General features: G+C 64.9%; 25 protein-coding genes and 1 pseudogene. 9 read left to right on the top strand and 17 right to left on the bottom strand.

Translation table 11 applies throughout. The annotated features are described in order from the left end of the window. Positions 1 to 128: 128 nt before the first annotated feature. A pseudogene (locus tag AC3FLX_RS07235) lies at positions 129 to 546 on the bottom strand (VOC family protein). 246 nt (positions 547 to 792) lie between these two features. On the opposite strand from AC3FLX_RS07235, the gene AC3FLX_RS07230 reads away from it, so the two are divergent. After that, positions 793 to 1,107: an H-NS histone family protein gene (locus AC3FLX_RS07230; protein WP_488695161.1), complete on the top strand. Its 315-nt coding sequence runs from the start codon at positions 793 to 795 to the stop codon at positions 1,105 to 1,107. Between the two features lie 42 nt (positions 1,108 to 1,149). Here the strand turns inward: AC3FLX_RS07230 and AC3FLX_RS07225 are convergent, their stop codons facing one another. Both AC3FLX_RS07225 and AC3FLX_RS07220 read right to left on the bottom strand, forming a co-directional pair. Beyond that, a complete protein-coding gene (locus tag AC3FLX_RS07225; RefSeq protein ID WP_488695159.1) occupies positions 1,150 to 1,689 on the bottom strand; it encodes a hypothetical protein in 540 nt (179 codons plus the stop codon). A 259-nt stretch (positions 1,690 to 1,948) separates the two neighbouring features. Continuing rightward, positions 1,949 to 2,878 carry a LysR family transcriptional regulator gene (locus AC3FLX_RS07220; RefSeq protein WP_488695157.1) on the bottom strand — a complete coding sequence of 310 codons (930 nt, stop codon included), beginning with the start codon at positions 2,876 to 2,878 and terminating at the stop codon, positions 1,949 to 1,951. 151 nt (positions 2,879 to 3,029) lie between these two features. On the opposite strand from AC3FLX_RS07220, the gene AC3FLX_RS07215 reads away from it, so the two are divergent. After that, entirely contained in the window at positions 3,030 to 4,262 is a 1,233-nt protein-coding gene (locus AC3FLX_RS07215; RefSeq protein WP_488695156.1) for an MFS transporter, read from the top strand. A gap of 157 nt (positions 4,263 to 4,419) precedes the next feature. Continuing rightward, a complete protein-coding gene (gene ahbB, locus AC3FLX_RS07210) occupies positions 4,420 to 5,418 on the top strand; it encodes a siroheme decarboxylase subunit beta (protein WP_488695602.1) in 999 nt (332 codons plus the stop codon). A 1-nt stretch (position 5,419) separates the two neighbouring features. Here ahbB and ubiT read toward each other — a convergent pair whose 3' ends face one another. The 4 genes from ubiT to AC3FLX_RS07190 all read right to left on the bottom strand — a co-directional run bounded on the left by ubiT (position 5,420) and on the right by AC3FLX_RS07190 (position 8,837). Further along, positions 5,420 to 5,872, bottom strand: a complete 453-nt coding sequence (gene ubiT / locus AC3FLX_RS07205) for a ubiquinone anaerobic biosynthesis accessory factor UbiT (protein ID WP_488695154.1) — start codon at positions 5,870 to 5,872, stop codon at positions 5,420 to 5,422. After that, entirely contained in the window at positions 5,869 to 6,822 is a 954-nt protein-coding gene (locus tag AC3FLX_RS07200) for a U32 family peptidase (protein ID WP_488695153.1), read from the bottom strand. Before AC3FLX_RS07200 ends, ubiT begins: the two co-directional genes overlap by 4 nt. A 59-nt stretch (positions 6,823 to 6,881) precedes the next feature. Beyond that, positions 6,882 to 7,910, bottom strand: coding sequence for a ubiquinone anaerobic biosynthesis protein UbiU (ubiU, locus tag AC3FLX_RS07195; protein ID WP_488695151.1), 1,029 nt, complete (start codon positions 7,908 to 7,910; stop codon positions 6,882 to 6,884). A gap of 117 nt (positions 7,911 to 8,027) precedes the next feature. Beyond that, positions 8,028 to 8,837: an IclR family transcriptional regulator gene (locus tag AC3FLX_RS07190; protein ID WP_488695149.1), complete on the bottom strand. Its 810-nt coding sequence runs from the start codon at positions 8,835 to 8,837 to the stop codon at positions 8,028 to 8,030. A gap of 175 nt (positions 8,838 to 9,012) precedes the next feature. Here AC3FLX_RS07190 and AC3FLX_RS07185 point away from each other — a divergent pair, with 175 nt between their 5' ends. The 4 genes from AC3FLX_RS07185 to AC3FLX_RS07170 all read left to right on the top strand — a co-directional run bounded on the left by AC3FLX_RS07185 (position 9,013) and on the right by AC3FLX_RS07170 (position 12,267). Further along, the gene (locus AC3FLX_RS07185) at positions 9,013 to 10,461 is read left to right on the top strand and encodes an NAD-dependent succinate-semialdehyde dehydrogenase (protein ID WP_488695147.1); all 1,449 of its coding nucleotides are present in this window, start codon (positions 9,013 to 9,015) and stop codon (positions 10,459 to 10,461) included. An 82-nt stretch (positions 10,462 to 10,543) separates the two neighbouring features. Beyond that, the gene (locus tag AC3FLX_RS07180) at positions 10,544 to 11,701 is read left to right on the top strand and encodes an iron-containing alcohol dehydrogenase (protein WP_488695145.1); all 1,158 of its coding nucleotides are present in this window, start codon (positions 10,544 to 10,546) and stop codon (positions 11,699 to 11,701) included. Between the two features lie 157 nt (positions 11,702 to 11,858). Then, complete coding sequence (locus AC3FLX_RS07175; protein WP_488695144.1) at positions 11,859 to 12,017, top strand: DUF3309 family protein; 159 nt, start codon at positions 11,859 to 11,861, stop codon at positions 12,015 to 12,017. 61 nt (positions 12,018 to 12,078) lie between these two features. Beyond that, complete coding sequence (locus tag AC3FLX_RS07170) at positions 12,079 to 12,267, top strand: DUF3008 family protein (RefSeq protein ID WP_488695143.1); 189 nt, start codon at positions 12,079 to 12,081, stop codon at positions 12,265 to 12,267. Between the two features lie 90 nt (positions 12,268 to 12,357). On the opposite strand, the gene AC3FLX_RS07165 is transcribed toward AC3FLX_RS07170, so the two are convergent. Genes AC3FLX_RS07165 through AC3FLX_RS07155 form a run of 3 tightly spaced genes read right to left on the bottom strand, consistent with a single transcriptional unit; the run spans position 12,358 to position 14,381 of the window. Further along, positions 12,358 to 12,990 carry a ParB-like protein gene (locus tag AC3FLX_RS07165; protein WP_488695142.1) on the bottom strand — a complete coding sequence of 211 codons (633 nt, stop codon included), beginning with the start codon at positions 12,988 to 12,990 and terminating at the stop codon, positions 12,358 to 12,360. Positions 12,991 to 13,001: 11 nt separating this feature from the next. Next, a complete protein-coding gene (locus tag AC3FLX_RS07160; protein WP_488695140.1) occupies positions 13,002 to 13,472 on the bottom strand; it encodes a hypothetical protein in 471 nt (156 codons plus the stop codon). Between the two features lie 51 nt (positions 13,473 to 13,523). Further along, positions 13,524 to 14,381 carry an SDR family oxidoreductase gene (locus tag AC3FLX_RS07155; protein ID WP_488695138.1) on the bottom strand — a complete coding sequence of 286 codons (858 nt, stop codon included), beginning with the start codon at positions 14,379 to 14,381 and terminating at the stop codon, positions 13,524 to 13,526. 222 nt (positions 14,382 to 14,603) lie between these two features. Here AC3FLX_RS07155 and AC3FLX_RS07150 point away from each other — a divergent pair, with 222 nt between their 5' ends. Further along, on the top strand, positions 14,604 to 15,236 hold the full coding sequence (locus AC3FLX_RS07150; protein WP_488695137.1) for a ParB-like protein: 633 nt from the start codon (positions 14,604 to 14,606) through the stop codon (positions 15,234 to 15,236). 17 nt (positions 15,237 to 15,253) lie between these two features. On the opposite strand, the gene AC3FLX_RS07145 is transcribed toward AC3FLX_RS07150, so the two are convergent. From AC3FLX_RS07145 to AC3FLX_RS07130, 4 genes are all read right to left on the bottom strand, one after another. After that, positions 15,254 to 15,808: a hypothetical protein gene (locus tag AC3FLX_RS07145; protein WP_488695136.1), complete on the bottom strand. Its 555-nt coding sequence runs from the start codon at positions 15,806 to 15,808 to the stop codon at positions 15,254 to 15,256. 274 nt (positions 15,809 to 16,082) lie between these two features. Continuing rightward, positions 16,083 to 17,009 carry an alpha/beta hydrolase family protein gene (locus tag AC3FLX_RS07140; protein ID WP_488695135.1) on the bottom strand — a complete coding sequence of 309 codons (927 nt, stop codon included), beginning with the start codon at positions 17,007 to 17,009 and terminating at the stop codon, positions 16,083 to 16,085. Next, positions 16,996 to 18,195: a DUF3182 family protein gene (locus AC3FLX_RS07135; protein ID WP_488695134.1), complete on the bottom strand. Its 1,200-nt coding sequence runs from the start codon at positions 18,193 to 18,195 to the stop codon at positions 16,996 to 16,998. Before AC3FLX_RS07135 ends, AC3FLX_RS07140 begins: the two co-directional genes overlap by 14 nt. Positions 18,196 to 18,257: 62 nt before the next feature. Next, entirely contained in the window at positions 18,258 to 18,782 is a 525-nt protein-coding gene (locus AC3FLX_RS07130; protein ID WP_488695132.1) for a low affinity iron permease family protein, read from the bottom strand. Positions 18,783 to 19,007: 225 nt separating this feature from the next. Between AC3FLX_RS07130 and AC3FLX_RS07125 the strand changes: the two genes are divergently transcribed. Further along, positions 19,008 to 19,280: a BON domain-containing protein gene (locus AC3FLX_RS07125; protein WP_488695130.1), complete on the top strand. Its 273-nt coding sequence runs from the start codon at positions 19,008 to 19,010 to the stop codon at positions 19,278 to 19,280. Positions 19,281 to 19,391: 111 nt separating this feature from the next. On the opposite strand, the gene AC3FLX_RS07120 is transcribed toward AC3FLX_RS07125, so the two are convergent. The 3 genes from AC3FLX_RS07120 to AC3FLX_RS07110 all read right to left on the bottom strand — a co-directional run bounded on the left by AC3FLX_RS07120 (position 19,392) and on the right by AC3FLX_RS07110 (position 21,378). Then, entirely contained in the window at positions 19,392 to 19,856 is a 465-nt protein-coding gene (locus AC3FLX_RS07120) for a PRC-barrel domain-containing protein (RefSeq protein WP_488695128.1), read from the bottom strand. Positions 19,857 to 20,063: 207 nt separating this feature from the next. Continuing rightward, the gene (locus AC3FLX_RS07115; protein WP_488695126.1) at positions 20,064 to 20,384 is read right to left on the bottom strand and encodes a hypothetical protein; all 321 of its coding nucleotides are present in this window, start codon (positions 20,382 to 20,384) and stop codon (positions 20,064 to 20,066) included. Between the two features lie 175 nt (positions 20,385 to 20,559). Continuing rightward, positions 20,560 to 21,378 carry a sensor histidine kinase gene (locus AC3FLX_RS07110; protein ID WP_488695124.1) on the bottom strand — a complete coding sequence of 273 codons (819 nt, stop codon included), beginning with the start codon at positions 21,376 to 21,378 and terminating at the stop codon, positions 20,560 to 20,562. Between the last annotated feature and the right edge of the window lie 74 nt (positions 21,379 to 21,452).

Here is a 21,452-nt window from a genome sequence, read left to right as displayed (position 1 = left end):
GGCATTGATGGCCGGCACTTTCCTGATGCATCGATAGCACCGCCGGATACGGCGGCAACGATGTCTCCTCCACCTGGGATGACCGGTGGATTTCGCAGCCCTCGGGTACTTTCCCCCGAGGGCTTTTTTTATTGCGTCGCGCCGCTTTCCACCGGGTCCATATAAATCAGTTCCCATATATGGCCATCCGGGTCCTGAAAACCATGTCCGTACATGAAACCCAGGTCCTGTGCCGGCTTGTAAGTATTACCGCCCCCGGCCACCGCATCGCGCACCATTCCGTCCACGCGATCCCGGCTTTCCACTGACAGACAGATCAGCACTTCAGTGAATTGGCGCGCATCGCATATCTCATTGGGCGTGAAGGTTCGAAACTTCGCCTCGGTCAGCAACATGACAAAAATATCATCGCTGACAATCATGCAACTTGCAGTCTCGTCCGTGAATTGCGAATTGCGGATTGAAGTCGAAGCCAAGCCGGCTAAAAAATTCCATCGACTTATCGAGATCTCGAACTGGCAGATTTACGAATATCCGGTTGGTCAAGTGTTGCCTCCAATTACCGATTCTGGTTAGGATGCGGCCTGGCCCGATAAACATCGGCGTCAAATCATTCAGGACAGGCCAATAAAAGGTAGATGGCATACCGCTTTGGTGCCAAGCCGGTTACGATTTCTTGCGCGATATGCGTTTGAATCGTGCTTTTCTGGATAATTCTTGTAGTATTTTTGTTATGCGGACACGCTTTGCTGCACGACGCAAACGGCCGCCAATCTGAACGGGGATCCCAAAATGCCGACATACAAACAATTGCTGGCCGAAAAAGAAGCACTGGAAGCCAAGCTCAGCGAAGTGCGCGCCAATGAAGTGGCCGGTGTGATTGACCAGATTCGCCAGTTGATGGCCGACTATGATCTGACGGTCGAGGACATTGCGCCGAAGCGTCGCCGCGGTCGTCCCGCCGGCAGCGGCGTGGCACAAAAGTCGGCCTCGGCCCTGCCGCCGAAGTATCGCGATCCCAAGACCGGCAAGACGTGGTCCGGTCGCGGCCGTGCACCGGCATGGCTGGGCAAGCGCCCGGAACGCTTTCTGATCGAACAGGCCTGACCGGCCCGCCTGACCTGAATCCTCAGGAACGAAGCGCGCGCCCTAGCGCGCTTCGCACAGGTACTCGGCGCGCAGCGCCCTGAATCCCTGCTGCGTCGGCTCCTGTACCACCGTCGCCCCACCCTCCGCAGTCGGCTGCAGCCGCAGCACGCGCGCCGCGCAATGCGTCGCCGCCTCGTCCCGCGTATACCGGATTTCATACTGCCCATTCACCTGCGGGACAAATGACACGCCTGCCGCGCAGCGCGCGGCGTCAGCAGGCGGTGCGGCATACGACGTCACCGCGATATAAATGCGCTGCCCCGGCAGCACCTTGCGCTCGCGCGTGCGCGACGGCGGCTCCGGCGCGATGCCCGCCATGTCCAGCGTCGAATCACGCCCCATCGACGCCAGTTGCCTGCCCATGCCCGCCAGCACCTGCGGCCGGGGCGACGGGCACTTGGCTGGGTCCAGCACGTTGAACGTCGTGCGCTCGTCCGTGCTGGTCATCAGGCGCACGCTGGCGTACGGCGCGTCCGACGGCACGCGGTAGTAAGGCACGCATCCGCCGAGCGACAGGGCCAGCGCGACGGCGATAGGCACAACGACAATCGGAATCCTGCGCATAGCGGGCACGAAGCTGACAGTTGACCGAGGTTGGTGCCAGAGCATACCGTTCTCGCCGTCAAGCGGACGTGGGCTGGGCCACGTTGAGGATATCCACAGCTTCTGTGGATATCCTGCCTGCCCGAACCGCCGCGGCCCTGTCTGTGCGGCATCGCACTGGACTGCACAAGAAATAGGCAACACGAGCGGTTTTTTCTGCCCTGCCAGACACGCAGCCGTAACAAAGGAATGTAGTTCAGGATCGCGCCGGACCCAAGGCCGGCATGCCAGGCGGCGACTCGCGCCAGTGGTCGGCCAGGAAGTCGACGAATGCGCGTACGCGCGGCGGCACCAGCCGGCGCTGCGGCATGACCGCGTAGATGCCGTTGGCGGCGATGGTATAGTCCGGCAATACCTGCACGAGCCGCCCCGTCCGAAGATCGTCGCAGACATGCCATGTGGAATGCATGGCAATCCCGAAACCGGCCAGCGCCGCGTCCGACAACAACTCCCCCGTATTGGCTTCCACGCGCCCGCGCACGCGCACCGCGATTTCCCCACCCGTGCCGTCATCGAAGCGCCAGACATCGGCACGCCCTTGCGCGCCCACCAGCACCAGGCATTGATGCTGCGCCAGGTCTTGCGGGGTACTGGGCCAGCCATGCTCGCGCAAGTAGTCCGGCGACGCGCACAACAGCCGCTGGTTATCGGCCAGCTTGCGCGCAACCAGCGTCGAGTCGTCCAGCGATCCGATGCGGATTGCCAGGTCAAAGCCGCTACTGACCAGATCCAGCACATGATCGTCGAGGTTCACGCTGACGTTGACGCCCGGATGGCGCCGCAGAAACCCGGTCAGCAGCGGCGACACGTACTGGCGCCCGAATGATGCCGAGGTGGTCAGGCGCAGCGTGCCCGTGATGCCGGCGCCCGCCTGACGCAACGACCCCGACAGCGCCTCCAGATCTTCCACCAGCACCCGGCCCTGCTCCGCAAGGACGGCGCCCTCCGGCGTGGCATGCAGCCGCCGCGTGGTGCGATGCAGCAAGCGTACGCCCAGGTCCCGCTCCAGCCGCTGCAATCGCTGGCTGGCCACGGCGACCGAGACATCGAGGCTACGCGCCGCCGCGCTGATCGAACCGAGGTCCAGCACCCTGAGAAAAAGCCCTATGTCGCCAATACGATCCATTATTTTCAACAGAATCTTGAAACTGATTATTGATATTGCCTGTTTTTCAAACAATGGGAAAGGCCGAGACTTGCGGCCTGACCTGTCTTCCCATGCCGGCGCCTCGCGCGCCGGAGGTTCGCTATTCCTTTTCCCTCACGGAGCAATTCACATGGCTGCGCCCCTTGCCACACCAACCGCCGGCCCGCGTACGCGCATGCCCGCGGCTCTTTATGCTTTGACCGCGGGATCGTTCGGTATCGGCTGCGCGGAATTCGTCATCATGGGCCTGCTGCTGCAGGTTGCATCGGATCTGGGCGTAACCATCGCCTCGGCCGGCATGCTGGTCTCCGGCTATGCGCTGGGCGTGTTCGCCGGTGCCCCCGTGCTGACGCTGCTGACGCGACGCATGCCACGCAAGGCCGTGCTGATGGCGTTGATGGTCGTCTACACCGTTGGCAATGCCGCGTGCGCGCTGGCACCCGACTACACCACGCTGATGATCGCGCGCGTGGTGACATCGCTGACGCATGGCACGTTCTTCGGTGTGGGCGCCGTGGTTGCCACCGGCCTGGTGCCGGCCAACCGCCGCGCATCGGCCATTTCGGTGATGTTCTCGGGGCTGACGCTGGCCACGCTGCTCGGCATGCCGGCCGGTGCATGGCTGGGCCTGCAGTTCGGCTGGCGTGCCACGTTCTGGGCCATGACGGCGATCGGCCTGGTATCGCTGACGGTGATCGCAATGCTGGTGCGCTCCAGCCGTGACGACACCGCGCAAGTGCGCCTCGTCGACGAACTGAAAACCATCGGGCGGCCTCAGGTGCTGCTGGGCTTGCTGATGACCGTGCTGCAGGCGCTGGGCACGTTCGCCGTCATCACTTACATCCAGCCGATGCTGACGCGCGTCACGGGATTCAGCGAGGGCGCGGTATCGCCCATCCTGCTGCTGTTCGGGGGAGGCATGATCATCGGCAACATTCTCGGCGGACGCATGGCTGACCGTCGACCCACGGGCGCACTGCTTGGCGCGATAGCGGCACTGACCGTGGTGCTCGCCGCGATGACGCTGTCGCTGCACAGCCACGTGGGCGTGGTGATCTTTGTCGGCGTGCTGGGCATCGCCGCGTTCTCCACGGTTTCGCCATTGCAATTGCGCGTGTTGCGGCATGCCCAGGGCGCTGGCCAGAACCTGGCTTCCAGTTTCAACATCGCCGCGTTCAATCTTGGCAACGGCCTCGGAGCCTGGCTGGGCGGCGTGGTGGTCGACCACGGGCCCGGTCTGCCGGCCCTGCCGTGGGTGGCGGCGCTGGCCCCGCTGGCGGCACTGGGCATCGCACTGCTGGCCGTGCGCATGGAGCGCAAGGCATCTGGCCAGCGCGCTGCGTACCATCTCGATCCAGCTTGACAACGGTCAACGAGGTAACAGCAGAAGTTGACGATGATGATGCCCGCATATTGCGGGCGTGCTCCGGTCCGTCGCAACACATGGCTCCCGCGCATCGACCCTGTGCCCAACCCACGCACTGCACCGATTGCCCCAAACGCTCGCCATGCTCGACACCATCTTCGACGAATACGAACTCTACAATCGCATCCAGGACGACTTCCCGCTGCACGTGCGCCCTTACCGCCGTGCCGGGGAAGCCTTCAATCTTTCGGAACACGCCGTACTGAGCCTGCTCGCGCGCGACGTGGGTAACGGACGGGTCAGCCGGATCGGCGCGGTCTTTGCGCCGAACACGATTGGCGCCACCACGGTGGCGACCTTGTCGATACCGCCCGCGCGCCTGGACCGCGTGGTCGAGCGCATCAACAACGATCCCGATATCAGCCAGAGTCACGCGCGCGAGGGCCATCGCTACAACCTCTGGTTTGTGGCTGGCGCGCGCGACCGCGGCACGCTCGATGGCGTGCTGGAGCGCATCGCCGTGGACGTCGGCCAACGGCCCGTCGATCTGCCGCTGGAGCGGGAATACCGCGCGGATCTGGGTCTGCCGCTCGGCGCCGGCCGCATCGGGCGCCGCACGCCGCTGCAGCCGCAGGAAATACTGAACACCCCGGCGCGGCCGGTGCTCGATGAAGCGGACTGGCGCCTGGCCGCCGCGCTGGAAGCGGGCCTGACGCTCACGCCGCAGCCCTATCACGCGCTGGCGAAACGCGCCGGGCTGGCGCTATCCGAAACACTGACAAGGCTCGCCAGTTGGCGCAGCGCAGGGGTGATCCGCCGCTTCGGCGCGATCTTGCGGCACCGGCCCTTCGGCTACACCCACAACGTCATGTGTGTCTGGAATGTGCCCGATTCGCGCGTGGACGCCATCGGCTTGCGGTTGGCCCATGTGCCGCACGTGAGCATGTGTTTCCGGCGCACGCGACGGCTTCCGGTCTGGCAGTACAACCTGTTTGCGATGATCCACGCGCGCAGCGCCAACGAACTCAATGCGACGCTGGCGCGCTTTGATGCCGTTGGCGGGCTGACCGATGCGCCACGCGCCTTGCTGCAGGCAAGCCAGTGCTACAAGCAGCGCGGCACGCGCTTTGGCGGCACGATGCCGGAGTTCTGAATCAGGCGCTGCGCGGCTCGGGAAACAGCAGCGACAGCCGCTGCGCCAGCGTGCCCAGCCACTCGGGCCGTGGCGCGGCGTCGAGCCAGTATTTCACTTCGAGACCAAGCGCCGTGTCGCCGCGTATCGACAACCGGCGCTGGAAGAACAAGGTATCGGTATCCGCATCGCCGCTGATCAGGCGCAGATAGCTCAACGCCTCGGCGCGCAGCGTCAGGTCGGTCTCGCGCCCATCGAACGGCCCTGGCAGAAAGCGCCCATTGGTGCAGTGAAACCGCACTTCCAGTCCGATATCCTCCACTGTCAGGGAGAAGGTTCTGCCGTCGAGCGCGGCTGGCGGCTCCAGCCAGCCGGCGCGACGCATGGCTTCCAGTGCCACGACCAGTGGTGCGGCGCGCATCGGCGCCGGCATGTGTCGATGCACGCGCGTGAACAGCGATTTCAGTATCGTCATGCCGTGGCCCCCAGTTGCGGTGCTTCCGATTCTTGCGCTTCCTGAGACATCCAGCTGATACCAGGCGCACCGGTCCAGTAGCCATTGCTGGGCAACGCCTGTGCAGGCGTCACGTTGCTGGGCGACGCCGCACGCTCGCCGCGGCGAATCGCGTCGAGATGCGCGATGGCTTCGAACGTGCCAGTGGCGTGCGGGCTGACGCGCACATATCCCACCCCTCCCGCAGCCATGCGCGACGTATGCGCGCACAGATCGAGGCAGGTGGCCGACTGGGTCTGGATGCCATTGAGCGTGAAGAAGGCCTGGCCTTCACCGGTATTGGCCACGAGGCCATCGGGATAGTCGAGGCAACGGAATTCGCAGGCGTCCTTGCGCAGCCGATGATGCCGGGCAGTGAAGCAACGCGCCGAAAATGCCAGCGGCATGCGCCCCCAGACCAGCGCTTCGAGATCCAGCCCGGCCGGCCGCGCGGCCGCCAGCGCCATCATCGTGTCGCCATCCATTTCCACCGGTACCACACAGCCTTGCGCGCCGAGGCTGGCCAGCCATGCGAGCGTGTCCGCGTGATAGACGTTGAGGTGCGGGCCGCCGATGAATGGCCGCCCCGCCATGCAATGCACGGCGCCCAGGTCATTGGCCTCCACCAGGAAGTCTTCCTGCGCGCAGACCCTGCGCATCACCGCGATATCGCTGTCCGATTCCACGAGTACCGGTGTGGACAGCACTACCTGCTTGCCGGCATCGCGCAGCATCTGCGCCACCTCGATCCAGTCGGCAAGCCGCATCTCATGACGGCGCGTGCAAACGGCCTCGCCAAGGTAGACACGCTCGACGGCTGAATCGGCAACCGCTGCATAGAACTGCAGCACGGTCGCACGCGGCCAGTAGTACAGCAGGGGACCGAGCGCGATGCGGAACGACTCGGGATTCGATGGGGTATTCATTGCCATGATCGGAGTAGGCAGTCCTGATGAAAAGCGGGCGGGTTGTGAGGCGGACCGGGGTCGAGTTACCGCCAGGGGCGGTCGTACGCACCCTGCGTGACCTGGTCGCCTTCGGCGTGGCGGCCGAGCGTGGCCTGCCAGTCCTGGCGCGGCACGAAACGCTTGGGGTCACGGCAGGCGTCGTCGATGGCCGCGCGCAGCACGCCCACCACATCGGCCACGTAGCGCGGGCTGCGCTGGCGGCCTTCGATCTTGATCGCGGAAATCCCGATATCGATCAGCGATGGCAGCAGCGACACGGCATTGAGGCTGGTCGGTTCCTCCAGCACGTAGCCCCGCTCGCCCTCGACGGTGAAACGGCCCTTGCACAGCGTCGGATAACCGGCCGGCTCGCCCGGCGCATAGCTATCGATCAGGATGCCCGACAGCCGCGCCTGCATCGTGCCGTCACGCTCGTCCCAGCGTACGGCATGGGCCGGCGAGCAGACGCCCTTGTTGTTCGGCGAATCGCCCGTGGCGTAGGAAGACAGCAGGCAACGGCCCTCGGCCATCACGCACAGGCTGCCAAACCCGAACACTTCCAGCTCCACATCGGTCTGCTTTGCCAGCCTGGCGATCTGCGGCACGGACAGCACGCGCGGCAGCACCACCCGCCTGATACCGAACTGCTCGCGCATCAGCTCGATGGCGTCGGCATGCGTGGCGGAGCCCTGCACGGAAAGATGGATACGCAATGAAGGATGCCGTTTGGCCGCATAGGCGATCAGCCCGGCATCGGCCATGATCACCGCATCCGCGCCCAGCGCCGCCGCCGCGTCCACGGCATGGTGCCAGCGCTCGACGTGCCCCATCTGGGCAAACGTGTTGATGGCAAAAAGCACCTCGGCGCCGCGTGCATGCGCCTCGGCCACGCCGGTGCGGATATCGTCCTCGCTGAAGTTCAGGCCACCGAAGTTGCGCGCGTTGGTGGCATCGCGCAGGCCCAGGTAAACGGCGTCGGCGCCGTGCTGGAGTGCCATGCGCAGCGCCGCAAGTGATCCGGCCGGCGCGACCAGTTGGGGGCGGCGGATGGTACCCGCCGTAGTTTGTGTCATCGCATGATGATTCGGGAAGAGGAACCCCCGGATGCTAGCGATTCGACGAAGATGGGCCTTTGACCACGCGCAAATGTCAGTCGGCGGCGCGGTGCACTGACCGTGCTTGACGCGCGGTCAAGACTGGCTGGCGCCGAGCTTGGCCGAAAGCTGGTCCGCCAGCGCACGCACCTGCAGACCAATCCGCTCGCCGGTGACGGCATCGATCTCGCTGGTCAGGTAGCTGACCGCGATGGCCCCCGCCGCGCGGGCGTGCTGGGCGTCGAACACCGGAGCGCCGAAGCATGTCATGCCCTCGCGCATCTGGCCGTTGTCGATCGAATAGCCGACGGTGCGCACCTGTTCCAGCTCGGCCGTCAGCGCATCCGCGGAGGCCACGCTGGCGCGCGTGAGCGGCGTGGGCAGGCCATCCGCAAACAGCCGGTGCACCTCGGCCGACGGCAGTGTGCTGAGCATTGCCTTGCCAGTCGCCGTGTAGGGCGCGGGCAGGCGCATGCCGATGCGAAAAGTCACGCCTAGCGGCCGGTCGCCGTTCTGGCAGGCCAGATACACCACGTCGGCGCCTTCGAGCGTCGACAGCGTGACCGTGGCATCGTGGAACGCATCGGTCTGGTCCCACAGCGCGCGGAATTCCTCGGTGATCTGGGTCTGGGACAGGAAGGCATTGGCCCACGCCATGACATGGGGACCCAGCGCCATCGCCCCGCTGGGCAGGCGCTTGATCAACTGCAGTTGCACGAGCGTGTCGCACATGCCGTGCAGCGAACTCTTGGGTGCGCCGGTCAGGCGCGTCAGGTCGGCCAGCGTCAGCGGCGTGGCCGCATCGGCAATGGCATCGAGTACCTGGACGGCCCGCACCACGGCGGGAGAGGTAGGCCGGTTTTCCGTCGGACTATCGGCGGACACGGCGTAGGCGGATTTGGGCATCTGCGGATGGAGTCGGCCGGTTTGGAACGCCAACACCAAGAGGCGCTGGCGATCTTCCCGGCATGGGCGTATGATCGGTCATCGTTCGACATACGGAATATAGTTCAATCTATTGAACGCGGCAAGTGCCAGGTGGCGCTCGGCTGTGTTTCGTGACTCTTTCGGGGAATTCGCCATGCAACTCAAGGATGCTTCGCTGTTCAGGCAGTTGGCCTATGTGAATGGCCAATGGGTGGGAGCCGACTCCGGCGCCACGTTCGATGTGACCGATCCGGCAACCGGCGAAGTCATCGCCCGGGTTGCCGACCTGGGCGCCGCTGAAACGGAACGCGCCGTGGCCGCCGCCGAAGTGGCCCAGAAAAGCTGGGCCGCCCTGACCGGCAAGGCACGCGCCAACATCCTGCGCCGCTGGTTCGACCTGATGGTGGCCAACACCGACGACCTGGCCTACCTGATGACCCGCGAGCAAGGCAAGCCGCTGGCCGAAGCCAAGGGCGAGATCGCCTACGCGGCCAGCTTTATCGAATGGTTTGCCGAGGAAGCCAAGCGCATCGACGGCGAGGTACTGGCCAGCCCTGCCGCCGACAAGCGGCTGGTCACGCTGCGTCAACCCGTGGGTGTCTGCGCCGCGATCACCCCGTGGAACTTCCCGGCCGCGATGATCACGCGCAAGGCGGCGCCGGCACTGGCCGCTGGCTGCGCCATCGTCATCAAGCCCGCCGAACTGACGCCGCTGTCCGCATTTGCGCTGGCCGAGCTGGCCCATCGCGCCGGCGTGCCGGCCGGCGTGCTGCAAGTGGTGACCGGCGACGCAAAGACGATTGGCGGCGTGCTGACGGCCAGCCCCATCGTGCGCAAGCTGTCGTTCACCGGATCGACGGAGGTGGGCCGCATCCTGATGGCCCAATCCGCGCCCACCGTGAAGCGCTTGTCGCTGGAACTCGGCGGCAACGCCCCGTTCATCGTGTTCGACGACGCCGACGTGGACGCCGCCGTGGAAGGCGCCATTGCCGCCAAGTATCGCAATGGCGGACAAACCTGCGTCTGCGCCAACCGCTTCTACATCCAGGACGGCATCTACGACGCCTTCGCGGCAAAGTTTGCCGAGCGCACGAGCCAATTGCGCGTGGGCAATGGCCTGGAAGACGGCGTCGTGATCGGGCCGCTGATCGAGGACGCCGCCATCGCGAAGGTGACCTCGCTGATGGATGACGCCACGTCGAAGGGCGCCCGCGTGCTCACCGGCGGTGGCAAGCACAAGCTGGGCGGCACCTTCTACACGCCAACCGTCCTCGCCGGCGCCACGGCCGAAATGCGCGTGGCACGCGAGGAAATCTTCGGGCCGGTGGCGCCGCTGTTCCGCTTCAAGACTGACGACGAAGCGGTGGCCGCCGCCAACGCAACCGAATTCGGCCTGGCCGCCTATCTCTACACGCGCGATATCGGCCGCGCCTGGCGTACTGGGGAAGCGCTCGAATACGGCATGGTGGGCCTGAACACTGGTCTGATCTCGAACGAAGTGGCACCGTTCGGCGGCATCAAACAATCGGGCATCGGCCGCGAAGGATCGCGTCACGGTATCGAGGAATACCTCGAGATCAAGTATCTTTGCCTGCAGATGTAGGCGCCGTTCTGGCCTGGCTCCCCGCCCCCCACAAGTGGCGGCGGGGAGAAAATCCCAATCGCACACATACTCCGGAGACACCATGAACCCGTTCCGCTTTCAGACCGTGCCAACGGTCGTCGTCGAATTCGGCGCGGCACGCCGGCTGGGCGTGCTGCTGCGCGAGGCGTATCCGCAGGCGAGCCGCCTGTGTGTAGTGACCGATGGTTTTCTTGCCAGGAGCGGCCTGCTGGCGCCCGCGCTGGAAGACCTGAATCGGCACGGCTGGCAGGTGACGGTGATCGACGACGTGGTTGCCGACCCGCCCGAGCATGTGGTGCTGGAAGCTACGGAACGGGCACGCCAGGCCGATGCGGAGGTGGTGCTGGGGCTGGGCGGCGGCTCATCGATGGACGTGGCCAAGCTGATTGCCGTGCTGTTGCCGGCCACGCAATCCATCAAGGAGATGTACGGCGTAAAGAAGGTCACCGGTGCGCGCCTGCCGCTGGTGCAGATGCCAACCACGGCCGGCACTGGCTCCGAAGTTACCGCCGTATCGATCGTCACGACCGGCGAAACCACCAAGATGGGCGTGGTGGCGCCGCAGCTCTTTGCCGATCTGGCGATCCTTGACGCCGAACTGACGCTGGGCCTGCCGCGCGGCGCCACCGCTGCCACGGGCATCGACGCTATGGTGCATGCCATCGAGGCTTATACCAGTGCCCACCTGAAGAACCCGATTTCCGACATGCTGGCCGTGCGTGCGCTGGAACTGCTATCGCAGAACCTGATGCGCGCCTGCGACAACGGCAGCGATCGCGCCGCCCGCGAAGCCATGCTACTGGGCGCGATGTTCGCGGGCCAGTCGTTCGCCAACTCTCCCGTTGCCGCAGTCCATGCATTGGCGTATCCAATCGGCGGCATCTTCCACGTGGCACATGGGCTGTCCAACGCGCTGGTCCTGCCACACGTGATGAAGTTCAATGCGCCGGCCGCCTGCAAGCGCTATGCGGAACTGTGCGACGTGGTACTGCCCAGCACCACTGGCAGCGACGAGACCAAGACCGCGGCACTGATCGCACATATCGAGGGACTCGTGGAGGCCACTGGCATTCCGCGCACGCTTCGGGAAGTGGGCGTCAAGGAGTCCGACCTGGACCGGATGGCCAGCGATGCCATGCTTCAGACACGCCTGCTCGTGAATAATCCGCGCGAAGTGACGCAGGCCGACGCTCGCGCGATCTACAGCGCCGCGCTCTAGGCCAGGGCGTTACTTAGGCGTCGTCTTATTCCTACACCGATATCAGCCCCTGCCCGCCTCAGTGCGGAGTGGTGCTGTCCTAACCTGAAGTCACAGGGACAGCCGCGCGGCAGCAACAGGCCTGCCGCGCTGCAGCACCACAACAAAGGAGCACACTATGGCTATCGGTACCATTCTTCTGATCGTCCTTATCCTGCTGCTGGTCGGCGCCCTGCCGACGTGGCCGTACAGTTCCGGCTGGGGCTACGGGCCTAGCGGCGGCCTGGGACTCATCGTCGTCATCGTCGTGCTTCTTGTCGTGCTGGGCCGAATATGAGGCCCGGATTTCACGGATCCCACGAATTTCTCGATAGTCTCGATAGCGAGGGAGATCGACCATGCCAGCCAAATCCAAGGCACAGCAGATGGCGGCCGGCGCCGCTTTGTCGGCAAAGCGCGGCGAGCGCAAGGCCAGCTCGCTCAAGGGCGCATCGAAGTCGATGGCCAAGTCGATGAGCGAGGGCGAGCTCAAGAAAATGGCCAGCACCAAGCAGAAGGGCAAACCTATGCACAAGTCGAAGCGCTAGGCTTTCGAAGATCGCTTGCGCGCGCAAATGAGGAAAGAGGGGCGGACCACCGCCCCTTTTTGTCGTTTGCGTTTTTCCGACGTGCTGCTCTCAGCGATGCGCCCCGTCGGCCCGCTTTCCGCATGCGCCCACAAAGCCCGGCAGCCGCCTGGCCTTGCCGCTGCGCGCCAGCGTTATCGCCACTGTCATTGCACGCGCGAAGCCGGCGATGCTGTGCATGTCTTCTTCCACATGCCTCCGGAAAAATGCGGCCCAGCGGAAGTCGCCGTAGGCATTCCCCGGCTTGCGGTACGCGCCCGCATTGCGCGTAAACGCGGCCAGGCTGCGGTACGGGTCGTCGCGCATCGTCATCACCGTCGCGGGCAATTCCTTTTCCGTCAGGTGCTCTCCGTGCTCGTCGTATGGATGCAAATGGCCGAGCGCCCGCATGCGCTTCCAGAACTTGCCTGGCGACAGGTCGCTGAGATCGGCAATGATATCGACGGGCGCCTGCTCCCAGCCCAGCTCCAGCCAGGCGCGCGCCCAGTGATGGTGGTCGGCGATATACAGCGCCCCGCCCGGCCCCACCACCGTCTCGATGCGGTGGCCCGCCATGAAACGCTTGAGCGCCGCGACGCTACGAGGTTTTGCCGAGACGTCCATCTTCTCGCGCACCTGGTACATGCCCAGCGTGATCTGCGTGGGCCGCAGCGTGTCGAGTTCCGCGGTGGCGTGGGTGGCCATCACTGCTGCCGTCAGCTATTGCCGGCTACCTGGCGATCCACGTAGTGCTCCAGTTCGCTGCCCGGATCTTCATTGCCGGTGCTGTCCTCGGCGATGGCCTCCTGCGCGACCGGTGCGGCATGGCCGGGCCGCGCAGCGCCGTCGGCATGCTTGCGACCGGGCATGGGCCAGAACTCCCCTTCCGGCGTGTCGATCAGTGCGGGCGCATGCAGCGGATCGAAATCGGTCCATTGGCCGCCTTCCCATTTGCCCTTGGCCTGTTCGCAGTCGCTGGCGCCTCCCTCCCGCAATACGTCGAGCACTTCGTCACGGCGATCTCCCTTGGCGCGCGCGGCAAGCAACACGCCGGGCGGACGCGCACCGCCGGGGTCCACCGACATGACCGACACATCCCAAACGGAAAAGCCGCGCGCATACAGTTTCTGCGCGGCCTGCTCGGCCTCGGGTATCGATGAAAAACGTCCGGCGACAATCGAAGACATGATTCTGCTCCCTGTGTTTTGGCATTGAAGCATCGAAGCGCTGGGCGGCGCTCAGGCGTTGACCACCTCGCCCCCATTGATATGGAGGATCTGCCCCGTGATATAGCTGGCGGCATCCGACGCCAGGAACACATAACCGGCCGCCACCTCGAATGGCTGGCCGGGGCGCTCCATTGGTGTTTTCTTGCCGAACGCCGCCACTTCCTCGGCGGAGAACGTCGAAGGAATCAGCGGCGTCCAGATCGGACCGGGCGCCACGCCATTGACCCGGATGCCGCGCTGAACCACCTGCAACGCCAGCGAGCGCGTGAACGCAACAATGGCGCCCTTGCTAGCAGAGTAGTCCAGCAGATGCGCGCTGCCACGATACGCGGTCACGGAAGTGGTATTCAGGATCGTGGCGCCACGGCCCAGATGCGGCAACGCCGCGCGCGTCACATGGAACATCGCAAACACGTTGGTCCTGAACGTCCTTTCCACCTGGTCGGCGCTGATCTCTTCCAGGGACTCCTGGGGATGCTGCTCCGCGGCATTGTTGATCAGCACGTCCAGGCGGCCGAACTTGCTCAACACGTCTTCCACGACCCTGTCTGCATGATCCACGTCGGCGATGTCGCCGGCGATCGCCAGCACTTGCCGCCCGGCGTTCTCCACCAGCCGCACCGTTTCCTTCGCGTCCGCGTGTTCATCCAGATAAGCAAACGCCACGTCGGCGCCCTCGCGCGCAAACGCCACGGCAATCGCGCGCCCGATGCCGCTGTCGCCACCCGTCACGAGTACCACCTTGCCGCGCAGACGGCCGCTCCCGACGTAGTCATCGGCGCCACCATCGGGCTTGGGGACCATTTCGCTTTCCAGGCCCGGCTGGCGGTCCTGGTGCTGTGGAGGAAGGGTGCTCGGCGTGGACATGGCATACATCCCAGGGCAGCGATCATTGAAGATTTGCAGCGCAAATTCCGTGCCGCGCCGCAATTGGCGCCGCCTGTATTGAAGCGTCCGGCTTGGTGCCGCCGGGGATGCGTAACGGTTACAAGTGCCGGCAAGGATTGCCGCAGGCACATGGCGGCGCTCGCGCGCACGGCACAAACCTTGCAGCCTGATGGCCATCCGATGTGACGAGACAAGGCAGACATGGGCAAGCGCGCAGTACGTCTCAGCAAGGGCGCGGCACTGATGGTGCCAATTGACCACCTGCGACCCACGCAGATCACCGTGGGCGCGTATCACGTCGCGCAAAAGATCCATGTGACCCGACGGCTCTCGCACGCCGATCTCCCCGCCTTTCTGGACCGGCATCGCGTGCACGTGGTGCAGGGGCCGGAGCAGACGCTGTTCATCGTCGATCATCACCACTGGGTACGCGCATGGCAGGAGATGGGCATCGATATGGTGCCAGCGCTCGTGCGCAACGACCTGAGCCATCTATCGTGGCGCAAGTTCTGGACGTGCATGAAAAGCGAACACATGGTGCACCCGTACGACGAGCGCGGCAGGCGCCGGCCGATCCGCGAGCTGCCAGACAACGTGCACGACATGCGCGACGATCCGTACCGGAGCCTCGAAGCCTTCGTGCAACTGGCAGGCGGCTATCGCAAGGTCAAGACCGCCTATTCGGATTTCCGCTGGGCCGACTTTTTCCGCGAGCACATCACGGGGCCACTAGACAGCCATCACACGTTCGCCGCCGCACTGGCGCGCGGCGTGAAGCTGGCCACGAGTCCGAAGGCCCGGGGCCTGCCCGGTTATATCGGACCGTGCGATTGATGGTGGATTGACGGCGGCTATTCGGCCTTTTGGCGCGCCTTGTCGCGCGCGAGCGTCAGCACGCAGCAAAGCAGCAGGTAGGCGCGTTTGAATTCGCCCGCCGCCTCGCGTGGGCTGCCGTTGCGCGCGTGCTGGAACCCTGCATCGAGCCGCGCCTCGATACCGCGTTCCACTTCGGACTGCGTGTACAACGCGCGCTGACGGCTGTTCCACAGCGACATGGTCGCGGTGTGCCGGCTTTCCAGCGTTGCCGGGGACAGTATCTCGTCCACCTTGCTCAGTTCCAGCCGCATTTCGCACAACGCCTGCATCAGGACCTGCGTCTGGCGCAGATCGCGGCTACGCAACGCGCGAGCCGTTGCGCCCGTGCCCCGCGTGGCCTTTCCGGCCAGGCGCGACAACGCAACACGACTCACGAGCCGCTCGGCATCGTCGCGGTCGACGTTGCCGTCAGCCATGTCATCGGATGTATTGGAAGGTTCAGCAGCGGGCAGCGACTTGCGTGCCTGGGGATGAAAGGTTGCCTGGCTGCTGCTGTCAGCCTGAAGGAAACCGAAGACTGCTTGTTCCACCTTGGACCTCGATTTTTATGCGTGTTCTGCTTGTTGTCGGTATATGCATCGATGCAATTGCCGTGCCGGTGGACGGTATGCGCGATTACGCCGCCTTGCGTGCCGAAGGCGATAACGTGGCGGTACTTTCCAGCAGTACCAGCAGCCTGGCTTCGTCGGTACGCATGAACCCGGCGGCATGTTGCACTTTTTACCAGCCCAAACCGCTGCGGCGAGCAAGCCTTGCAAGTCCTGCACACGCGAAACAGGGCAACGCGGCAGGCGCCCCGGATTGCTACTCCGCCGCCCGCTCGGGACGCGGGCGCGCGGCGATGACCTGCGGATCGTTCTCGTCGTCGTCCCCGGCCAGTACTGCTTCGCGCGCGTGATCTTCGCCCTTGCGCTCCGGCTCCAGGCCATCGTCGTGGTGCGGCGTCTTCGGCGCGGTCGATGCCTTGGATGGCCTGGCCGCCACGGCTGGCCCGGTGCGCGCCTCGGTCACCATTTCACGCAGCCAGCCCAGCAAGAGCCTGGTGTAGGCCCGCTGGCTGTCATCGCTCGTCAGGCCGTGGTCCGCGCCCTTGAGCACGCGGTACGTAATCGAGCTAGCCTGGATGCACGCATCGACATAGCTGAGCACCGCCGTGTGCGGCACGATATTGTCGTGCTGCGACTCCACCACCAGCACGTCGCCCTTGAAATTCGTGCAGGCACGCAGCGCGCGATTGGTGTCGGCCACCACCACCTTGCGGCGATAGGCCACCAGATCCTGGTCGCGGTGTAGCTGGCGTTTGGGCGACTCCCACCCTTCGTCCATGTACAGCGCTGGCGCGCGAAACGCGAGCCAGCGGACCGGTCGGAGTTCACAGAGCACGGCGGCCAGATAGCCGCCGTAGCTGCTGCCCACGACCGCAATCGCGTTGCGGTCCACCTCGGGATGCCGCACGAGCATGTCATAGGCGGCCAGCACATCGGCCAGATTGCGCATGCGGCTGACCGTCTCATACTGCGCGGACGTACCCGCATGCCCCGTCAGGTCGAATGTCATGCAGACCGCGCCCAGGCCGGCCACCTCGCGCGCGCGCGCCAGGTATTGCTGCTGGCTGCCGCCCCAGCCATGCACGAACAACACGCCTGGCAGCTTGGTGGCGGGTGAAATCACGGTGCCAGCGATCATGCCGCCTTCGGTATGGATCTGTATCGACTCTTCATGTGTGGCCATCGGATGCGGACTCCAGTCTTGCGTATTTGGTCAGTGTGCCGACACTGCGGTCTTCTCCCTGAAAGTAGACGTCCGCATCTTCGGGTACGGTTGCGTCCTTGCCATAGATCTCGCGCGTGCTTGCCGTGGCGCGCACGCATTGCGGATCGTTGCGGAACGCGGTCAGCGCCGCCAGCTCGGCGCCGGTAGCGCCGCCCACGCGCCAGGACTGCTCCAGCACGCCGAGCAGCGACTTTCCGTTGTGGGTGCCCAGCGCGACGTCATAGTTGCTGCGCGACACCATCACCCCCGGAAAACAGTCAACCACGGCCGCGTGATAAGCCAGCGCGGCGCGCACCGCATCGCGCAGATGCGTCTCCACCGGATGCGCCAGCAAGTCTTGCAACGTACCGCGTACCACGCGCAACGTGGAACCACCATATACGTGCTGCCCGGTGTTATCGGCCGTCAGGTCCTGCGTGCCGCAATAACTGGCGCGCAGGTCGCCGATCTCGATCTGGCCCACGCTGAACGTGCGCACGTCGTCGAGGTTGCGCTCCAGCACGAGTCCTTCCTTGCTCACGCGCCCCGCATCCATGTTCCGCAGCACGCGGTCCAGTTCGGCTTCGCTCGACACCACATGCTGGCCCAGTCCGCCGATGCCGCATGGCTCCTTCACGCGCACCTTGCCGTCACGCAGCATTTCCACGGCGGCGCGCCGGGCATCGTCGACCGAAAACGCGGAATAACCGGGCAGCACGTGATTGACTACACGGTTCGTAAAATCGGCGCGCCATCCTTCGGGCGCGCTCGCATCGGGCGCAATCAGCCCGTGCGAAATCACCTTGGTGCCGATGAACGCGTGCGGCACCACACCGCCAAGCAGATCCTGCAGACCATGAATGCCAAGCTGCCGCGCCGTGTCGAGGCCCGTCAGTGTTTCCGCCGGCACGAAATACAGGCGGCCGTTGGCGGCATCGACCGGTTGCTGCATGGCGGCATCGTAGGTGCCTGCGAACGTGAAGCCGGCCAGCCTGGCCACGCGCTCCGCAATACCGCGCAGCGTGGCGCCCTGGTGGCTGGCCGGGTCGTCACAGTCGGCGCGGCCATAAGCCACCACCCGCACGGTGCGCTGTTGGGGAGCGGGCGCCGGAACGAACTCCGGCGCGACGGTAGCTGCTGCATCGGGAGTCATTGGGGTTGCCAAGTCGGGCTCCTCTGCGGCCGGGCCGCGTTTTCTTGTCGACGGCACTGCAATGGCTGCCGCGGCTAGGCGACGGCCGATGTTTCGCTGTTCGTATCGCGTTTCGTATCGCTTTTCCTGGTCGAAGTGCGTGCGCGCCGTACACGTTTCTTCTCTGCGTGGATCTGGTTGGCTTCATCGATGGAATGGCTGCACTTGACGCCGCCCTCCTCGTCCGCCAGCTCCGCAAGGTGCCGGTAGAACACCACCAGCTGACGCAGCTCCTCTTCATCGAGGTCCTCGATCGCCACCAGATGATTGCTGGCCTCACGATGCGAGGCCAGCAACTCATTGAGCTTCAGATGCACGGCGATGGCATCCTTGTTCTGGCTCTGCTGGATCAGGAACACCATCAGAAAGGTGACGATGGTGGTGCCCGTGTTGATCACGAGCTGCCAGGTCTCGGAAAAGCCGAAGAGTGGTCCCGTGACCGCCCAGGCCACAACCACGAGTACCGCCAGCGCAAACGCCACGGGCGAGCCAGCCTGACGGGTGGCCGCGCCGGCGAACCGGTCGAACAAATGGATCAGACGGTGCGTGGGCTGGCGCATGAATCGCTCCCTGGGAGAAGCAGGACTGTCTACATTGTAGAGAGCGCCCTCATGCAGTTTCAGTCGGTGCCGTCCTACAAGGACGTCATCCGGCACCGTGACATGTCGTATTTACAAGCAACGACCCGGAGCCGTGGGCGCCCGGTGGGCATGACGATTACGTCTCACCGGCATTCCGGGCGCGGCAGCAAGCCGCGCTTTATCACTTACCAGAAGAGGACCGCCATGACGCAAACGGAAAGCGAAGCCCCCCGCCGCACCAGCCCCGACGATGAAGACGAACTGCTGCGCGAGCGCGTGGGCACCTGCATCGCGGAATTCTGCGGCGGCGACATGCCCGACGGCGTGGCGGTGCACGTGGTTGAGCGGCGCGTGACGATCACGGGCCAGGTAGAGGACGCCGATATCGCGCAGCGGATCGAAAAAGCCGCGTCGACACCGCCCGGCATCCTCGGCGTGTCGAACCAGCTCACCACGCGCGTGCCCGCCCCGCGGTAGCCGATGCGCCAGCCGGCGCAGGAATCAATCACAAGGCGTGACGCAAAAGGAAGAAAACGCCCGCTGCCTTCCTCCCCGCATGCAGGCACGGAAGGCAGCGGGCTGCGGGTGTCACGCCCACGGATCGTAGCGATCCTTTTCCCAGTACGGCGAAATGCCGTAGTACTCGTGAATGCTCGTGGCCCATTGCGAATTCGCCATCGTGGGCCACTGCTCCTTGTCAAAGCCCGGCGCGGCCTTGATGCGTTCCTTTTCCACGCCCAGCACAAAGCATTTTCGGCGCGTATCGAGCGTCAGGGCCGACCACGGCAGCGCGTGGAGCTTTTCGCCAATGCCCAGGAAACCGCCCATCGCCAATACGGCGTACGCGATCCGGCCGCCCAGGACGTCGAGCATGATGTGGTCGATGGTGCCGATCTCCTCGCCGGACGGATCCACAACCTTGTTCCCCTCCAACGTGTCAGACGCCATGACGAACGGGCCGCAGCCGGGTCCGTTCTGCTCCACATCGCCAATGATTGATGCGCCGCGCGCCGGCGTGCCGGAAGGCGGTACTTGCGGGTCCAAGGGCTTCATGAACAGATCCTCCTGCTTGGAAAATTCAGCAACTCAACTTTAGCGGCTCGCCGGCTCCGGCGCTGCCAGCGGATCGAAGTCATTCCGGCGCCCATCCTTTATCGAATCGTCCTGCGATGATCGTAGACATCCTGAGGCTCCGTTCAAGGCATGTTGCGGTGCAATGGTGTCGGAGCGCGCACATGGCGCCGCCGGAACGCGCGTCAATCAGCGTTTTTTCCCTTCGCGGTCGCTGACGCCGCTGCGGTGTGCCGCCGCCTTCTCACCGGCGGGCTGATGCTCGCTGCCCTTCTTCAGGGTCCAGTCCACATCGTCGCGTCGCGTGGTGGTCCGCCGCTCGGCATGCTCGGCGGCGCCCGGCGAGATCGGATCGCTGGCCGGGAAGGTCATGTCGAGCGACTCATCCACGGCGTCCTGATACGTCTTGGTGGGCTTGTCGGACTTGCCTTTGCTCGCCTTGTCCGTCGCATGGCTGGACGGCTTGGCCGAAGGCTTGTGGGATCCCTTCGAAGCATGAGCGTGTGACATGGCATCTCTCCTGTTCGGTATCGCGTTCGGGTCCCCTGTCAGCGGGGCTCCGCTTCAATCCGATGCAAGCGGCGGGCCAGCGCCAGCATGCGCGGCACGGCGCCCAGGGCGGGACAAACCGGAGGAAGCCGCACGGTATGACGCTGCAGATTGTGCGTGATGCGGTAAAAAATGCTCAGACCGGTTGTGACGATGCACTCAGGCGCGGAAAGCGCACGGCGATGCAGACCGTGACGGTATCGCTATCGCAATCCTGGTTCTCGGCGGTCAGCGCCGCGCCCTGCAGTTCCACCATCCGCCGCGTCAGCAGCAGGGCGGTACTCTGGCGGGCGGAATGGCCGCCCCCGACTGGCGAGCGACGGCCGAAGAAGTCGCTCAAGGCGGTCAGCCGCATGGCGCCACGCGAGCGATCGACGGGCGGGCTTTCGGTGATGCGAAACTTGACGAAGTCCCGCTCGGCGGTCAGGTGCACGCGCACGAAGCCGCCTTCGGGGGCACGCCATATGCAATGGACCAGCAGATGCCGCAGCAGCGGCCCGATGCGCAGGGAATCGCCCAGCACGGCAAACCCTTCGCCGTCTTCGTTATGGCATTCCAGCGGCGCCAGGATGACGCCACGCGCCTCGGCGGCGGGCCGCTTGTCTTCGATGGCCACGCCGGCCAGCACGCTCAAATCGGTTTGCTCCCAAGCCGACACGCGCTCGTCCGCCAGCAGGCGCACGCCCTCTTCCATCTCTTCGATCAGTGCCAGCTGCTGCCGCATGCCCGAACGCATGCCGGCCAATGCGCGCTGCGCGGGCGCGGCCAGCGAATCGATGGAGCGATCGAGCACGTAGCTCCAGCTCTGGATGGCATTGAGCGACGATCGCAGGTCATGGGCCGCCTGTTCGATCAGCGTAGTGACTTCGCCGATACTGCGAACGGCAAGCTGCAACTCATCAGCGCCACTCGCGGGCGGCACGGCGTTAGGGGGAATGCGTGGCGCATCAGTCATGATCAACCATCGGATCGGCTATCAAATCAGGAACCATCATTGGTTCCACGCAAGAACCGTGCACTGGGCGGCAT

The sequence above is a fragment of the Cupriavidus sp. 291-E7 genome (assembly GCF_057798835.1).
Note: the sequence above shows the minus strand (reverse complement) of the source record. Positions and strands in the feature narration are given on the sequence as shown.

Coding starts and splice junctions, on each gene's coding strand:
- AC3FLX_RS07230 (WP_488695161.1), top strand. CDS start 793: ATGCCGACATACAAACAATTGCTGGCCGAAAAAGAAGCACTGGAAGCC.
- AC3FLX_RS07220 (WP_488695157.1), bottom strand. CDS start 2,878: ATGGATCGTATTGGCGACATAGGGCTTTTTCTCAGGGTGCTGGACCTC.
- AC3FLX_RS07215 (WP_488695156.1), top strand. CDS start 3,030: ATGGCTGCGCCCCTTGCCACACCAACCGCCGGCCCGCGTACGCGCATG.
- ubiT (WP_488695154.1), bottom strand. CDS start 5,872: ATGACGATACTGAAATCGCTGTTCACGCGCGTGCATCGACACATGCCG.
- AC3FLX_RS07200 (WP_488695153.1), bottom strand. CDS start 6,822: ATGGCAATGAATACCCCATCGAATCCCGAGTCGTTCCGCATCGCGCTC.
- ubiU (WP_488695151.1), bottom strand. CDS start 7,910: ATGACACAAACTACGGCGGGTACCATCCGCCGCCCCCAACTGGTCGCG.
- AC3FLX_RS07190 (WP_488695149.1), bottom strand. CDS start 8,837: ATGCCCAAATCCGCCTACGCCGTGTCCGCCGATAGTCCGACGGAAAAC.
- AC3FLX_RS07185 (WP_488695147.1), top strand. CDS start 9,013: ATGCAACTCAAGGATGCTTCGCTGTTCAGGCAGTTGGCCTATGTGAAT.
- AC3FLX_RS07180 (WP_488695145.1), top strand. CDS start 10,544: ATGAACCCGTTCCGCTTTCAGACCGTGCCAACGGTCGTCGTCGAATTC.
- AC3FLX_RS07175 (WP_488695144.1), top strand. CDS start 11,859: ATGGCTATCGGTACCATTCTTCTGATCGTCCTTATCCTGCTGCTGGTC.
- AC3FLX_RS07170 (WP_488695143.1), top strand. CDS start 12,079: ATGCCAGCCAAATCCAAGGCACAGCAGATGGCGGCCGGCGCCGCTTTG.
- AC3FLX_RS07165 (WP_488695142.1), bottom strand. CDS start 12,990: ATGGCCACCCACGCCACCGCGGAACTCGACACGCTGCGGCCCACGCAG.
- AC3FLX_RS07160 (WP_488695140.1), bottom strand. CDS start 13,472: ATGTCTTCGATTGTCGCCGGACGTTTTTCATCGATACCCGAGGCCGAG.
- AC3FLX_RS07155 (WP_488695138.1), bottom strand. CDS start 14,381: ATGTCCACGCCGAGCACCCTTCCTCCACAGCACCAGGACCGCCAGCCG.
- AC3FLX_RS07150 (WP_488695137.1), top strand. CDS start 14,604: ATGGGCAAGCGCGCAGTACGTCTCAGCAAGGGCGCGGCACTGATGGTG.
- AC3FLX_RS07140 (WP_488695135.1), bottom strand. CDS start 17,009: ATGGCCACACATGAAGAGTCGATACAGATCCATACCGAAGGCGGCATG.
- AC3FLX_RS07130 (WP_488695132.1), bottom strand. CDS start 18,782: ATGCGCCAGCCCACGCACCGTCTGATCCATTTGTTCGACCGGTTCGCC.
- AC3FLX_RS07125 (WP_488695130.1), top strand. CDS start 19,008: ATGACGCAAACGGAAAGCGAAGCCCCCCGCCGCACCAGCCCCGACGAT.
- AC3FLX_RS07120 (WP_488695128.1), bottom strand. CDS start 19,856: ATGAAGCCCTTGGACCCGCAAGTACCGCCTTCCGGCACGCCGGCGCGC.
- AC3FLX_RS07115 (WP_488695126.1), bottom strand. CDS start 20,384: ATGTCACACGCTCATGCTTCGAAGGGATCCCACAAGCCTTCGGCCAAG.
- AC3FLX_RS07110 (WP_488695124.1), bottom strand. CDS start 21,378: ATGACTGATGCGCCACGCATTCCCCCTAACGCCGTGCCGCCCGCGAGT.